The sequence below is a fragment of the Nitrospirillum bahiense genome (assembly GCF_007828025.1).
In the GTDB taxonomy this organism is placed as follows: domain Bacteria; phylum Pseudomonadota; class Alphaproteobacteria; order Azospirillales; family Azospirillaceae; genus Nitrospirillum; species Nitrospirillum amazonense.
Genome location: NZ_VITO01000007.1, coordinates 175,807 through 189,616 on the forward strand (window position 1 = coordinate 175,807; position 13,810 = coordinate 189,616).

Annotated in this window: 10 protein-coding genes; 1 reads left to right on the top strand and 9 read right to left on the bottom strand. The window is 68.1% G+C overall.

Going from position 1 to position 13,810, the window contains the following annotated elements; translation table 11 throughout:
* Positions 1-11: 11 nt before the first annotated feature.
* From FBZ88_RS12420 to FBZ88_RS12460, 9 genes are all read right to left on the bottom strand, one after another.
* Complete coding sequence (locus FBZ88_RS12420) at positions 12-1,136, bottom strand: FtsW/RodA/SpoVE family cell cycle protein (protein WP_145617238.1); 1,125 nt, start codon at positions 1,134-1,136, stop codon at positions 12-14.
* Positions 1,133-2,572: a UDP-N-acetylmuramoyl-L-alanine--D-glutamate ligase gene (murD, locus tag FBZ88_RS12425; protein WP_145617240.1), complete on the bottom strand. Its 1,440-nt coding sequence runs from the start codon at positions 2,570-2,572 to the stop codon at positions 1,133-1,135. Before murD ends, FBZ88_RS12420 begins: the two co-directional genes overlap by 4 nt.
* Positions 2,573-2,581: 9 nt before the next feature.
* Positions 2,582-3,664: a phospho-N-acetylmuramoyl-pentapeptide-transferase gene (mraY, locus tag FBZ88_RS12430; protein ID WP_425465787.1), complete on the bottom strand. Its 1,083-nt coding sequence runs from the start codon at positions 3,662-3,664 to the stop codon at positions 2,582-2,584.
* A 13-nt stretch (positions 3,665-3,677) separates the two neighbouring features.
* Positions 3,678-5,147 (bottom strand): UDP-N-acetylmuramoylalanyl-D-glutamyl-2,6-diaminopimelate--D-alanyl-D-alanine ligase, encoded by a 1,470-nt coding sequence (locus FBZ88_RS12435; RefSeq protein ID WP_145617243.1) that lies wholly within the window; start codon positions 5,145-5,147, stop codon positions 3,678-3,680.
* The gene (locus FBZ88_RS12440) at positions 5,144-6,640 is read right to left on the bottom strand and encodes a UDP-N-acetylmuramoyl-L-alanyl-D-glutamate--2,6-diaminopimelate ligase (protein WP_246138630.1); all 1,497 of its coding nucleotides are present in this window, start codon (positions 6,638-6,640) and stop codon (positions 5,144-5,146) included. The genes FBZ88_RS12435 and FBZ88_RS12440 overlap by 4 nt, the downstream gene beginning before the upstream one ends.
* A gap of 106 nt (positions 6,641-6,746) precedes the next feature.
* Entirely contained in the window at positions 6,747-8,498 is a 1,752-nt protein-coding gene (locus tag FBZ88_RS12445; protein ID WP_145617246.1) for a peptidoglycan D,D-transpeptidase FtsI family protein, read from the bottom strand.
* On the bottom strand, positions 8,495-9,187 hold the full coding sequence (gene ftsL, locus FBZ88_RS30245) for a cell division protein FtsL (RefSeq protein ID WP_186464364.1): 693 nt from the start codon (positions 9,185-9,187) through the stop codon (positions 8,495-8,497). The genes FBZ88_RS12445 and ftsL overlap by 4 nt, the downstream gene beginning before the upstream one ends.
* Positions 9,184-10,167, bottom strand: coding sequence for a 16S rRNA (cytosine(1402)-N(4))-methyltransferase RsmH (rsmH, locus tag FBZ88_RS12455; protein ID WP_145617247.1), 984 nt, complete (start codon positions 10,165-10,167; stop codon positions 9,184-9,186). The genes ftsL and rsmH overlap by 4 nt, the downstream gene beginning before the upstream one ends.
* Positions 10,164-10,658 (bottom strand): division/cell wall cluster transcriptional repressor MraZ, encoded by a 495-nt coding sequence (locus FBZ88_RS12460; protein WP_088871857.1) that lies wholly within the window; start codon positions 10,656-10,658, stop codon positions 10,164-10,166. The genes rsmH and FBZ88_RS12460 overlap by 4 nt, the downstream gene beginning before the upstream one ends.
* Positions 10,659-11,592: 934 nt before the next feature.
* On the opposite strand from FBZ88_RS12460, the gene FBZ88_RS12465 reads away from it, so the two are divergent.
* Positions 11,593-13,800 (top strand): PAS domain-containing sensor histidine kinase, encoded by a 2,208-nt coding sequence (locus FBZ88_RS12465; protein ID WP_145617249.1) that lies wholly within the window; start codon positions 11,593-11,595, stop codon positions 13,798-13,800.
* Positions 13,801-13,810: the final 10 nt, after the last annotated feature.

The window sequence follows — 13,810 nt, forward strand, 5'->3', positions numbered from 1 at the left end:
GGTGGAAGCGGTCACGGCAGGTCCCCCTGGCCGAAGCGCTTGCGGGTCAGGGCCAGCAGCATGCCGACGCCGATGCCCAGCGCGATCAGGGAGGAACCGCCATAGCTGATGAAGGGCAGGGTCATGCCCTTGGTCGGCATCATGTGCAGGCTGGACGCCATATTGATGCAGGCCTGCAGGCCGAACTGCATGGCCAGGCCCGCCGAGCCCAGCATGACGAACAGGCTCTGCTCGCCATACGCCCGGGCGAAGCTGCGCATCACCACCACGCCGAACAGCAGCACGATGAACAGGCACCACAGCATGCCCAGCTCCTCCCCCGCCACGGCGAAGATGAAGTCGGCATGGGCGTCGGGGATGGTCATCTTGACGGTGCCCTGCCCGGGGCCGGTGCCCCACAGGCCGCCGTGCTGGAAGGCGTCCAGCGCGCGCTGGACCTGATAGTTGTCGCCGGCGGCGGGATCCAGGAAGCGGTTCACGCGGCTCTGCACATGCGGGAACAGGAAATAGGCGCCCACCAGGCCGGACAGGCCGCAGACCACCAGCACCGCCACCAGCAGGATGGGCAGGCCGGCGATGAAGAACTGGCCGAACCACACGGCGCTGACCACGAAGGTCATGCCCAGGTCCGGCTGCATCAGCAGCAGGGCCACGATCATCAGGTAGAAGACGATGCAGACGCCGAAATAGACCACGTTGTTGGTGTGCCGGGCCTGGGCGAACAGCCAGGCGGCGACCACGGCGAAGGCGGGCTTGATGAATTCCGAGGGCTGGACCGACAGGCCGGGCAGGTGGATCCAGCGCGTGGCGCCCTTGATCTGCACGCCCGACACCAGGGTCAGGGCCACACCCACCAGCGACAGCAGGAACATGATCATGGCCATGCGCCGCACGCCCTTGGGCGACAGCAGCGACACGCCCACCATGATGATCAGGGTGGGGATCAGCATCATCACGTGATGCTGGATGAAGTGGAAGTTATCCAGGCCGATGCGCTCCGCCACCGGTGGGCTGGCGGCCTGGATCAGCACCACGCCGATGGTGGCGATGAGGAAGACGGTGGCCAGGGTCCAGCGGTCGACGGTCCACCACCAGCGGCCGATGACGGATTGGTCGGTACGCGACAGCGTGATCATGACGCCCCGTCCTTTCCGGTTTCCAACTGGTCGGCCAACTGGCGCACGATGCGGACGAAGGCGTCGCCCCGCACCTCGAAATTGGGATACTGGTCGAAGCTGGCGCAGGCGGGCGATAGCAGCACCGTGCCGCCGGCCTCATTCGCTTTCATGGCTTCCCTGGCCATGGCGTAGGCGGCGGGCACGGCCTGGTCCAGCGTGCCGTAGCGGCCATAGCTGACCTTGCCCTCCAGCCAGGGGGCGAATTCCTCGGTCGCCTCGCCGATCAGGAAAGCGTGGCGCACCCGGCCCATGAAGGGTTCCAGGCCGCTGAGCCCGCCCTCCTTGGCCTTGCCGCCGACGATCCAGTACATGTCCTCGTAACAGCCCAGGGCCTTGGACGCGGCGTCGGCGTTGGTGGCCTTGCTGTCGTTGACGAAGCGGATGCCGTCGAGGGTGGCGATGGTCTGCTGGCGGTGGACCAGGCCGGGGAAAGTGCGCATCGCCTCGGCGATCACCTCGGGCGCCACGCCCACGGCGCGGGTGGCGGCGTAGGCGGCGCAGGCGTTCTGCCAGTTGTGGCGGCCGGGCAAGGCGGCGCACTGGCGCAGATCGACCACGGCTCGGGCTTGGCCATCGGTGTCGTCCACCAGCACGCCGTCCGCCGCGTGCACGCCGCCTGCGACCACGCGTTCCGATGAGATGCGCACGACCTTGCGGCCGCCTTCCCTCTCCAGGCTGTCGGCCATGGTGGCGGTGTTGGGCTCATCGACGCCGAGGATGGCGACGGCCGGGGGTTTGGACGGGTCGCGGGCATCCGCCTGGAAGATCAGGCGCTTGGCGGCGATGTAGCCGTCCATGCCGCCGTGCCGGTCCAGGTGGTCGGGCGTGATGTTCAGCAGCACGGCGGCGTCGAAACCCAGGGAGGGCGTCAGCTCCAGCTGATAGCTGGACATCTCCAGAACATAGACGTCGCCCTCACCCAGTGCCGGGAAGGTCAGGACGGGGATGCCCAGGTTGCCGCCCACGGCCAGGGTGCGGCCGGCATGGGCCAGGATGTGGCCGGTCAGGGCGGTGGTGGTGGACTTGCCGTTGGTGCCGGTGATGCCGACGTAGGCCGCGTCCGGCTGGGCCAGGCGCAGCAGTTCCACGTCGCCGATGATGGGTACGCCGGCGGCCTTGGCGCTGGCCGCCACCGGATGTGGTGCCGGGAAGGTGTGGGGGATCCCAGGCGACAGCACCAGGGCGGCGACACCCGAAAGATCCGCCTCATGCAGGTTGGTCAGGGGGATGCCGGCGGCCTCCGCCGCCTTCTGGCCCCCGGCGCCATCGTCCCAGGCCAGCACGTCGGCCCCGCTGGCGGCCAGCACGCGCGCCGCCGCCAGGCCGGAACGCGCCAAGCCCATCACCGCCACGCGGCGGCCTTTGAAGGAGGGGAGGAGGATGGGCTGGGACATGGGCGGGGCTTAACGCAGCTTCAGGGTGGACAGGCCGGCCAGGGCCAGGATGACGGCGATGATCCAGAAGCGGATGACGACGGTGGGCTCCGACCAGCCCTTCTTTTCGAAGTGGTGGTGCAGCGGCGCCATGCGGAACACCCGCTTGCCCGTCATCTTGAAGCTGGCGACCTGTACGATGACCGACACGGTTTCCAGCACGAACAGGCCGCCGATGATGGCCAGCACCAGCTCATGCTTGGTGATGACGGCGACGGTGCCGAGCGCGCCGCCCATGGCCAGCGAGCCCGTGTCGCCCATGAACACCATGGCCGGCGGCGCGTTGAACCACAGGAAGCCCAGGCCGGCACCCACCAGGGCGCCGCAGAACACCGCCAGTTCACCCGTGCCGGGCACGTGATGGATCTGCAGGTAGTTGGCGAAGACGGCGTTGCCCGAGAGGTAGGCGATCAGGCCGAAGCTGGCGGCGGCGATCATGATGGGCACGATGGCCAAGCCGTCCAGCCCGTCCGTCAGGTTCACCGAATGGCTGGACCCGACGATGACGAACACCGCCCAGGGGCCGAACAGGAAGCCCAGGGGGATCAGCACGTCCTTGAGGAAGGGCACAGCCAGGCTGGTGTCCAGCGGGCTCTGCGCCACATGCAGGTACCAGGCGGTGGCGACACCGGAGACGGCGATCATGGCCACCATCTTGCCCCGGCCGGACAGGCCCTTGGTGTTGCGCTTGGTCAGCTTCAGGAAGTCGTCGCCGAAGCCGACCAGGCCGAAGCCCACCGTCACCAGCAGCACGATCCAGGTGTAGGCGTTGGTCACATCCACCCACAGAATGGTGGAGATCAGGACCGAGATCATGATCATCAGGCCGCCCATGGTGGGCGTGCCCTTCTTCTTCAGGTGCGTCTCCGGCCCGTCGGTGCGGATGGGCTGCCCCGACCCCTGCATGGACTTCAGCCAGCGGATGACGCCCGGGCCGATGACGAAGCTGATGATCAGTGCCGTCAGCATGGCCCCGCCCGTCCGGAACGTGATGTACCGGAACAGGTTGAAAAGCTGGAAGTCGTCGGCCAGCGGGAACAGCAGATTGAACAACATGGGGCGGGTCTTAGCTCCCGGAGACGGCGGGTGAGGAAGAGGAAGGCGGCGGATTGTCGAGAGCCTTCAGGGCATCGACCACCAGCGCCATGCGGCTGCCGGCGGAACCCTTGACCATGACGATGTCGTTGGCGCGGACCGCCGCGCCCACCAGCGGCGCCAGCTCGGCGCTGGTGTGGGCATGGGCGCCCCGGCGTTCAGGCGGCAGGCGGTCGAACAGATGGCGCATGTTGGGGCCGCAGGTGAAGACCAGGTGGACGTCGGCGGCCGCCAGCGCATCGGCCAGGCCGGCGTGCAGCTTGGGAGAGTCCGGGCCCAGTTCCAGCATGTCGCCTAGCACCGCCACGCGGCGGCCGCCGGGGCCCGGCTGGGTATGGCCCAGCACGTCGGTGGAGGCGGCCACCGACACGGGGCTGGCGTTGTAGCTTTCGTCGATCAGGATCAGGCTGCCGCCCCCATGCGGATGGGTGGGCAGCGGCACGGTCTGGCGCACCCCCCGGCCCTTGACGGGCGCCAGCGTGGCCAGGGCCTGGGCGGCGGTGGCCAGATCGCCACCGGCCGCCGACACGGCCAACAGCACGGCCAGGCTGTTCAGCGCCTGATGGCGGCCGGGGACGGCCAGGGTGTAGCGGATGACCTGGCCCTGGATCTCGGCCGTCACGTCGCTGCCGGTCGGGCCCAGATCCAGGTCGATCAGGCGGGCGTCCGCCCCGGCGGTGGCGCCGAAGCTCAGCACGTGGCCGATGCCCTGGGTGCGGGCGGCGGCCAGCAGGCGGGCATATTGCGGGTTGTCACGGTTCAGGATGGCCGTGCCCTGGCGGGACATGCCCTCGAATATCTCGGCCTTGGCGTCGGCGATGCCCTCGATGGAGGCGAAGAACTCCAGGTGCACCGCCTCCACCGTGGTGATGATGGCGATGTCCGGCCGCGCCATGCGCGACAGGGGGCCGATCTCACCCGCGTGGTTCATGCCCAGCTCGAACACGCCGAAGCGCACGTCGGCCGGCAGGCTAGCGAGCGACAGGGGCAGGCCCAGATGGTTGTTCAGGTTGCCTTCAGTGGCGAAGGTGGGGCCCAGGCCGCCCAGCGCCGTGCGCAGGAATTCCTTGGTGCTGGTCTTGCCGACGGACCCGGTGACGGCGATGACCTTGGCGGTGGTGTTCAGCCGCGCCACCCGCCCCAAGTCCTCCAGCGCCGCCAGCGTGTCGTCGACCACCAGCAGGGGCGCGTCGGCGGAGAGGCCATCCGGTACCTGGCTCACCAGGCAGGCGGCGGCCCCGCGCTCCAGCGCCGTCCCGACGAAGGCGTGGCCGTCGAAGTTGGGGCCCTTCAGCGCCACGAACAGGTCGCCGGGGCTCAGGGTGCGGGTGTTGATGGACACACCGGTGGCGGCCCAGTCGGCGCCTTGAGCACGCCCGTTGGCGGCGGCGGCGGCATCGGCCGCCGTCCACAGCACGGTCTTGGTCGGGGCCGCGGTCATGCCGCACCCCCCGGGGACATGCCCCCACTCAGGCCCAGGACGCCCCGGGCAACGGCGGCGTCGTCGAAGGGGCGCACCTCCTTGCCCACGATCTGGCCCTGCTCATGACCCTTGCCGGCGATGACCAGCACGTCACCGGCCTTCAGCTCGCCAATGGCCAGCGCGATGGCGGCGGCGCGGTCGTCCACCTCCGTGGCACCGGGGCAGCCGGCCAGCACCTCGGCCCGGATGGCGCCGGGGATCTCGGTGCGCGGGTTGTCGTCGGTGACGATGACGCGGTCGGCCAGTCGGGCGGCGATGGAACCCATCATGGGGCGCTTGCCCCGGTCGCGGTCGCCGCCGCAGCCGAAGACCACGGACAGGCGGCCCTCTGCATGGGGGCGCACGCTGTTCAGCACCGTCTCCAGCCCATCAGGGGTGTGGGCGTAATCGACATAGACGGCGGCGCCGTTGTCCAGCGTCGCCACCAGTTCCAGCCGGCCGCGCACGCCGTCCAGCTGCGACAGCAGGCCAGCGGCGGCCTGCGGCTCGGCACCGCTGCCGATGACCATGCCCAGCGCGCACAGGGCGTTCCACACCTGGAAGCGGCCCACCAGCGGCAGGACGATGTCGTGACGGGTGCCCATGACCTCCAGGGTCAGGGCCTGGCCCTGGGGCAGGGGACGCAGGGCCTTCACCGCCAGTTCGCGACCTTGCTCGCCGAAGCCGATCAAGGTCTGCTTGCGGGCGCGCGCCAGGTCGGCAAGGGCCTGGAACTCGGGGATGTCGGCATTGACCACGGCGGTAGCACCACGCGGCATCACCCGGTCGAACAGCATGGCCTTGGCCTTGAAGTAGGCCTCCATGGTGCCGTGGTAATCCAGATGGTCGCGGGTCAGGTTGGTGAAGCCGCCCACGGTGACCAGCACCCCGTCCAGGCGGAACTGGTCCAGGCCGTGGCTGCTGGCTTCCATGGCCAGGTGGGTAATGCCGCCCTCGGCCAGGCGCGACAGCGTGCTGTGCAGGGCCACCGGGTCGGGCGTGGTCAGGCTGTCCTCACGCGGGAAGCCGGGGGCGATCAGGCCCAGGGTCCCCATGGCGCCGGCCTGGTGCCCCTGCAGCGACCACAGCTGGCGGGTGAACTGCGCGGTGGAGGTCTTGCCGTTGGTGCCGGTGACGGCGGCGATGGTGGCGGGCTGGCGCTTGTAAAAGGCGGCCGCCAGCAGGGCGAAGCGCCGCCGGGGATTGGCGTCCTCGATCAGGCTGACGGGATGGGGCAGGTCTTCGGGCAGCTTGGTGCCCTTGGGCGCCAGCACGGCCACGGCGCCGGCGGCCACCGCCTGGGGAATGAAGTCCCGCCCGTCCCGGGCGCTGCCCGGCATGGCGGCAAAGAGCATGCCCGGCTTGACCGCGCGGCTGTCGGCGGTCAGGCCGGTGATCTCGGGGTCCCGTTCCAGGGCCAGCGCCGATACGGCGATTTCGGTGCGCGATGCCATCAGATCGGTCAGACGCAAGGGTCCCTCTCACACGTGATGCCGGGGCGGGTTGATAGCGCGCTGCCCGGCATCGGTCGACCCCCACCTTGCGGTGCCCTGTCGTGTGGGTTTCAGGGGGGGCTGGTTAGTTGATGGTCATGGCCTGCAAAATCTCGGGATCGTTGCGGACCACCGGCTTCACCCCCAGCAGGGGTGCCGCCTGCCAGACGATGCGCTGCACCGCGGGGGCGGCGACCCAGCCGGCGGTGGCGAAGCCGAAGCTCTTCTTGGTGCCGTGCGGCTCATCCACCATGACGAACACCACATAGCGCGGGTCGGTCATGGGGAAGGCGCCGGCGAAGGAGGTGCGCAGCGACTTGTGGGCGTAGCCCTTGCCGCTGACCTTCTCGGCGGTGCCGGTCTTGCCGCCCACCAGATAGTCCAGCGTGTCCGCCGCCTTCAGCTCACCGGTGCCGAAGGCGGTCTTGCCCGTGCCCTCGGTTACCACCAGGCGCATGAGCTTGCGCAGGATGGCGGAGGTCTGGGGCGAGATCACCCGCGTCTCGGGAATCTCGGCGTTGGGGTCGCGCTTCAGCAGGGTGGCCGGGCGCATGATGCCACCATCGACCACGGCGGCCACGGCCGAGGACATCTGGATGGGGCTGACGGAGATGCCGTGCCCGAAGGCGACGGTCAGCAGGGTGGTGGGGCGCCAGGGGTTGGGCACCAGCGGGCCGCCCACCTCGGGGATCTCCAGCGACGGGGCCTTCAGCATGCCGAAGCGGCCCATGTACTCCCGCTGCACGTCAATGCCGAACTTCTCCGCCATCTTGGCGGAGCCGATGTTGGACGACTTGCGGAAGATGTCGACCACATCCATCCAGTAGTTGACCGGCTCGTCGTCGTGAATGGTGAAGCGGCCGATCTTCAGCGGGTGGCTGGTGTCGAAGGTTTCGTGCAGCTTCACCGTGCCGGTTTCCAGGGCGATGGCGGTGTTCAGGATCTTGAACACCGAGCCCATCTCATAGACGCCCAGGGTGGCGCGGTTGAACTTCGACTCGTCGTGCATCTCCCCGGGGTTCTGCGGGTCGAAGTCCGGCAGGCTGACCATCGACAGGATTTCGCCCGTCTTGATGTCCATGATCAGGCCAGCGCCGCCGATGGCGTTGAAGTCCTGCATGGCCTGGGTGATTTCCTTGCGCACGATGTGCTGCAGGCGCACATCGACGGACAGGCGCAACGGCTCCGAATTCTCGCGCAGGCGCTTGTCGAACGACTGCTCGATGCCCATCAGGCCGTTGTTGTCGATGCCGGTCAGGCCGATCAGGTGGGCGGTCAGGCTGCCCTGCGGATAGATGCGGTGCTCCTCCTGCTGGAAGAACACGCCGGGGATGCCCAGCTTGTTGACCTCGAATTCCTGGCGGGGCGTCAGGTTGCGCTTGATCCAGACGAAGCGCTTGTCGCCCTTCAGGTCCTTCAGCACCTGGCGGTAGTCGAGGTCCGGCAGGGTGGCCACCAGCTTGCGGGCGGCCTCCTCCGCGTCGATCACCAGCTTGGGGTCGGCATAGGCGGATGCGGTGGCCAGCGAGGTCGCCAGCAGCACGCCGTTGCGGTCGGTGATCTCCGCCCGGGTGACGGGCAGGGGGCGGGCGGTGGTGTTCTCCGCCACCGGCGGTTCCGCCTCGCGGCTGAACACCATGGTGTCGGCCAGGCGCACGCCGATGGCGCCCAGCACCAAGGCGAACAGGGCGGCCGTCACCAGAAGGCGCGACCGGCCCTGTTCCAAGGCGTGGCTGGTGGGGTTGTTCAGGCGGACCCTGCCTTCCGACCTGGGGGCCTGGATGCGCTCCATGCCCGCGATGTCGAAACCGGTCAGCGAAAAGGGCGCGTCACTCATCGGGCGGCCCCCAGCTTGGCGCTCAAGGTCTGCTCCGCCATCAGGATGGGCTTGGCCTTGGACTTGGCGGCGCTGCCGGAGGCGGAGGCGAGGGTGACCTTGCCGCCGGCCTTGTCGGCGGCGTCCAGGCTGGCCATCAGGGCGCCGATGCTGTCCACCCGCTCAGGCTGCTTCGCCGTCTTCACGGTGGGGGCCGGCTTGGTGGCGGCGGCCTTCACCGGGGCGGATGCCTGCACGTCCGGCGCCTTCAGCGCCACGACCTGGGCCTTGGGCAGGGGCGCCGGGGCGGCCTGGGCGATGGCGACCTGCACGGTGGGGGCGGCCGGGGCTGCGCTGGCGACGTAGGTGGACTCCGGCGCCGGGACAGGCTTCGCCTGATCCGCCGGCGCGCCGGGAACCGGGGCGGGCGCCTCCGGCTTCACGGGCACGGCGGCCAGGGCCACCATCTGCTCCGCCTTGGTGGGGCGCAGGGTGGAATGCTCGGTCGCCAGGCGCTCCAGCCGGGTGGGATCGTTCAGGTAGGCCCATTCGGCGCGCAGCACCTGGATGGACTGCTGCTCCTGCGCGATCTGCCGGTTGAGGGAGGCCAGGTGCTCCTGCTCCTCCTGCACGCGGTAGCTGGTGTGATAGAGGATGCCGCTGGCGACGGTGGCGAGGCACAGCCAGACGAGCGTGGACTTGCCTATCATGCTGCTTCTCCCATGGGCCAGGCGGGGGCGTCGGTGCGTTCGGCGGCGCGCAACCGAGCGGATCGGGCGCGCGGATTGTGGCGAAGTTCAGGTTCGCCCGGGGTAACCCCGCTGCGGCCCAGAAGGCGGAAGGTGGGGGCGGGGCCGCTGTGGGCGGCCGGCATATGGCGCGACGGCGCGCCCTCCGACCCGCTGCGCTGGCGCAGGAAGTCCTTGACCCGCCGGTCTTCCAGGGAATGGAAGGAGACGACCGCCAGGTGGCCGCCGGGCGCCAGCACCCGTTCGGCCCCGGCCAGGCCACGGTCCAGCTCCCCCAGCTCGTCATTCACGTGCAGGCGCAGGGCCTGGAAGCTGCGGGTGGCGGGGTCGATGCCGTCCTTCTTGGAGCGGGGAACGACGCCGCGGATGATGTCCGCCAGCTGCGCCGTGGTCTCGATTCGGGATGTGGCGCGAGCGGCCACGATGGCGCGGGCCACGCGGCGGGACAGGCGCTCCTCGCCCAGGCGCCACAGGATGTTGGCGATGTCAGCTTCGGCGTAGTCGTTGACCACGTCGGCGGCGGTGGGGCCGCTCAGGCTCATGCGCATGTCCAGCGGGCCGTCGAAGCGGAAGGAGAAGCCGCGCGCCGGGTCGTCGATCTGGGGGGAGGAGACGCCGATGTCCAGCGCCACGCCGTCCACCGGGCCGATGCCGTGGGCGGCTAGCAGCTCGGCCATGTCGCCGAACCGGCCCTCGATGATGCGCAGGCGGCCGGGGAAGCGGGCCAGCAGGGGCTCCGCCCGCTTGATGGCGGCGGGGTCGCGGTCGATGCCGATGACCTGGCAATCCGCCGCTTCCAGGATGGCGCGGGTATAGCCGCCGGCGCCGAAGGTCCCATCGACATAAACGCCGCCGTCGCGTACGGCCAGGGCCGCCAGCACCTCGGCCAGCAGGACGGAGATGTGAACCTGGGGCTCAGCGGAAGTGGTCGTCTCGCTCATTGCGCACCCCCGCCGTTGGATCCGGCCGCCAGGACCGAGTTGGTGCGGGCCAGGATGGTGGACAGCGAGATGTTCTGGGCGCGGCTGCGGTCGCGGCTGGCGGCCTCATGGGCGGACAGGGCGTCGGGATCCCAAATCTGGAAGGTGTGGCGGCGGCCGACGAAGGCGGCACCTTCGGTGATGCCGGCGAAGGCCAGGAAGTTTTCCGGCAGGACGATGCGGCCCTCCGGATCCAGGGCCAGGCGGACGGAGCCGCCGAACACCGTGGTCTCGATCAGGTCGCGCATGTCGTCGGGCATGTTGGGGTTATCCAGCGCCTCGGACAGGCGATCCATATAGTCCACGCTGCAGGCATCGATGGCGTTGGCCTGCAGGGACCGGAAGACGATCAGCTCCGTCTGTCCACCAAGGACGCCGCGGAAGGAAGACGGGACTGAAACCCGACCCTTCTTGTCGACCTTGTTCACATATGTGGACAGGAACAAGCCCATTGATCCCCGCGTCTCCAGCGCCTCCGCGCCCCACCCGATCCGGCACCAGCCCCAGTTTCAGAATGCGCCGCCCGTCCGGGTAAGACCGGATAGGCATGCGCGCCCTGTTTTTGGGTCCATATGGGGTAGCATGGGAACTTATGGGCGTCAATGGGAGGACTCGGCTCAATGCTTGTCCACACAGCGTTTTTCCACAGTTGTGGAAAACGTTCTTCTTGCCGGCGCCTCTAAATCGAACGGGTAGGTCTCGCCCCCATATATTCGTGGGTTTCCGCCGAATCTAATAGCCTTCGGATAGGGGATACCTATCCTGTGGATAAGGGGGTCGGCCGCGCAACCGTTAGTGAAACGGCGCCCAAATCTTTTGGATAAGCCACCTTGGTTATTCAGGGGCCAGTTTTAGGCCCAAGTACTCGTTGGTTCAGGACCCAGCACCAAATATGGTAAGGGAAAGGTCATAGGCCGCGATATATAGGCGCCGAGGGTGCTTTCACCGCCCTTTCCCATAAATTCCCATACGGCACCCAAAACCGGCCGGAAATCCCATGGCGTCCCATCCCGGGACGGAGTCACGGGATTCGCGGCGCGTTTTCCCATACCGGCCCATCTCGTTGGCGCAGCTGGCTGGCCCCACCGAGCGGCGGGGCCGGGCGGGGGTATGTTCCCCCGCCTCGTGTCCTTGGCGCGTGGCGCCGCGCTCCACGGTGATCTGCTTTTTCGCGACCCGCCCAGGCGGTCTTCAGTGATGTGATGGCGGGGGGGAGGATTGGAGTGCTTTGAACCCCATAATTTTGGTGGGTTAAGCAAACCTATGCCATTGAACCAGTAACAATGGGGCTCTGACGGAAAGGGCGGAAATATAAAATTAAGCAAAGAGGTGCGACCAATTGGCCGGCGACCGCCTTTGAAGGCGCCAGGGACGGACGGCTGATCCATGGACAAGACGAAAATCGAAACCGATGGGTTGGACGGGCGCGTGCCGCCGACGCGGAAGGTCCGTTTCTTTGCTTGGCCGGTGGCGGGCTTGGCTATAGCCGTGGCCTTTGTGGCCGGGCACGAGCGTGCCCATGTCCCTATGCTGTCTGCCTGGACGTATATGCCATTGGCCGCATTTTTCCTGTCCGCTGTTCTCGGTGCCGCCGTTTGGCGCGCGATCCTGCGGCGCCAGGAAAAGATGGAGGCGGGCTGGCGGCGGAAGGTGAAGGAGATGGCGGACGCGCAGCGGGACGGCGCCATATTGGCCGCGATAGTGACCTCCTCCGACGATGCCATCGTCAGCAAGACCCTGGACGGCCTGATCACCAGCTGGAATCCCGGCGCGGAGCGCATGTTCGGTTACACGGCCGCGGAAGTGATCGGCCGGCCGGTAACGGCCCTGTTCCCGCCCGAGCTCCTGCCGGAAGAAGCGGGCATTCTGGATCGCATCCGCAAGGGTGAGATCGTCGGGCACTTCGATACTGTGCGGTGTCATAAGGGCGGACGGCGGGTCGATGTCTCCCTCACGGTCTCGCCCGTCCGCGATACCCGCGGCGTGATCGTCGGCGCGTCCAAAATCGCCCGCGACATCGGGGAGCGGAAGCGGGCAACCCAAGAGCTTGAGCGCTATCGCCTCGACCTTGAAGCCCAGGTGGCTGAACGGACCCGCGAAATCGCCACCGCCAACCGCATGCTGGAGGGGGCGCTGAAGGAAGCGCGCGCGGCCAACGAGGCCAAGACCCGCTTCCTGGCCAATATGAGCCACGAGATCCGGACCCCCATGAACGCCGTGCTGGGCTTCATCGGCCTCGTGCTGGAGCGGGAGACGGGGATGGAGACGCGGCGCCAGCTTCTGATGGCGCACAAGGCCGCCAAGTCCCTGCTGGCGCTGATCAACGACATCCTGGACCTGTCCCGGCTGCAGAGCGGCGGCCTGACTCTAGAGCCGATGATATTCGATCTGCGGGGTGAGTTGCGGGCCTGCATCGATCTCATGCGGGAAAAGGCCCGCGAAAAAGATATCAGCCTGCAATTCGACTATGCCGACGATCTGCCCCTGTCCCACTTGGGCGACCCTGTCCGCGTCCGCCAGATCGTGACCAACCTTTTGGCGAACGCCATCAAGTTCACGCAGGCTGGCCGGATCCTGCTGAAGGCCCGCCCCGTGGCCCACGGCATGGTCGAAATCGCGGTGGCCGACACCGGCGTCGGCCTGACGGCCCAGCAGGCGGCTCATGTCTTTGATCGCTTCCATCAAATGGACGATGCCGCGACCCGCCGCTTCAGTGGCTTGGGGCTGGGTGTATCCATCTGCAAGGAACTGGCGGATTTGATGGGCGGCACGGTCGGTGTCGAAAGTGAGCCGGGCGTGGGCAGCACATTCCGCGCGCGCCTCCCCTTGCCCGCCGCATCGTCGCGGATGGCGGCGCTTTCCGCGCCATCGTCCCTTTGTCCGGAAGTGGCGATGCGGCCCGACGCAATGCCCTATAGGCGATTCAAGGTATTGTTGGCCGACGACGTGCCGGAGAACCTGGAACTGGCCGAAATCTATCTGTTGGCGCAAGGCCATGACGTGACGCGGGCCCATGACGGACGGGAGGCGGTGGACAAGGCCCGTCAGCACGCGTTCGACATCATCCTCATGGATGTGCAGATGCCGCGCCTGAGCGGAAAGGCCGCCGTGCGCCTGATCCGGGAATTCGAACGGGAGACGGGCCGGCACGTGCCCGTCATCGCGCTCAGCGCCAATGACTGCCCCGCTGAACGCAGGGAATGCCTGGAAGCGGGCATGACGGCCTACATGACCAAGCCGCTCGATTTCGACGCGCTGGGTGCTTTGGCCCAGCAGCTGGTGCCCCATGACGGCGGTGAACCGATGCCGGCGCCGGGGCTCCGCGTCGGGCCACTGGCCAGGGCGACGCCTCAGCTTGCCCAGGAAATGACGGCGTTGTGCCAGGTGCTGGAAAGTGACGACCCCGATTTGATCGAGCCGGTGCTGGATCGGCTGGGCCCAGCGGGGTTGGAACTGAAAGCCTTGTTGCCGCTGCGCCGCTTGGTGGCCGATTTCGAGTTCGCGCAGGCGCGGGCCCTGGCCACCGGCATGGCCGGCGCGATGGCGGGCGCGGCCGCCGAGGGCGGTCATCAAGGGGAGGGCGCTCGTGGATAAGCTCTGGAAA

Coding starts and splice junctions, on each gene's coding strand:
- FBZ88_RS12420 (WP_145617238.1), bottom strand. CDS start 1,136: ATGATCACGCTGTCGCGTACCGACCAATCCGTCATCGGCCGCTGGTGG.
- murD (WP_145617240.1), bottom strand. CDS start 2,572: ATGTCCCAGCCCATCCTCCTCCCCTCCTTCAAAGGCCGCCGCGTGGCG.
- FBZ88_RS12435 (WP_145617243.1), bottom strand. CDS start 5,147: ATGACCGCGGCCCCGACCAAGACCGTGCTGTGGACGGCGGCCGATGCC.
- FBZ88_RS12445 (WP_145617246.1), bottom strand. CDS start 8,498: ATGAGTGACGCGCCCTTTTCGCTGACCGGTTTCGACATCGCGGGCATG.
- ftsL (WP_186464364.1), bottom strand. CDS start 9,187: ATGATAGGCAAGTCCACGCTCGTCTGGCTGTGCCTCGCCACCGTCGCC.
- rsmH (WP_145617247.1), bottom strand. CDS start 10,167: ATGAGCGAGACGACCACTTCCGCTGAGCCCCAGGTTCACATCTCCGTC.
- FBZ88_RS12460 (WP_088871857.1), bottom strand. CDS start 10,658: ATGGGCTTGTTCCTGTCCACATATGTGAACAAGGTCGACAAGAAGGGT.
- FBZ88_RS12465 (WP_145617249.1), top strand. CDS start 11,593: ATGGACAAGACGAAAATCGAAACCGATGGGTTGGACGGGCGCGTGCCG.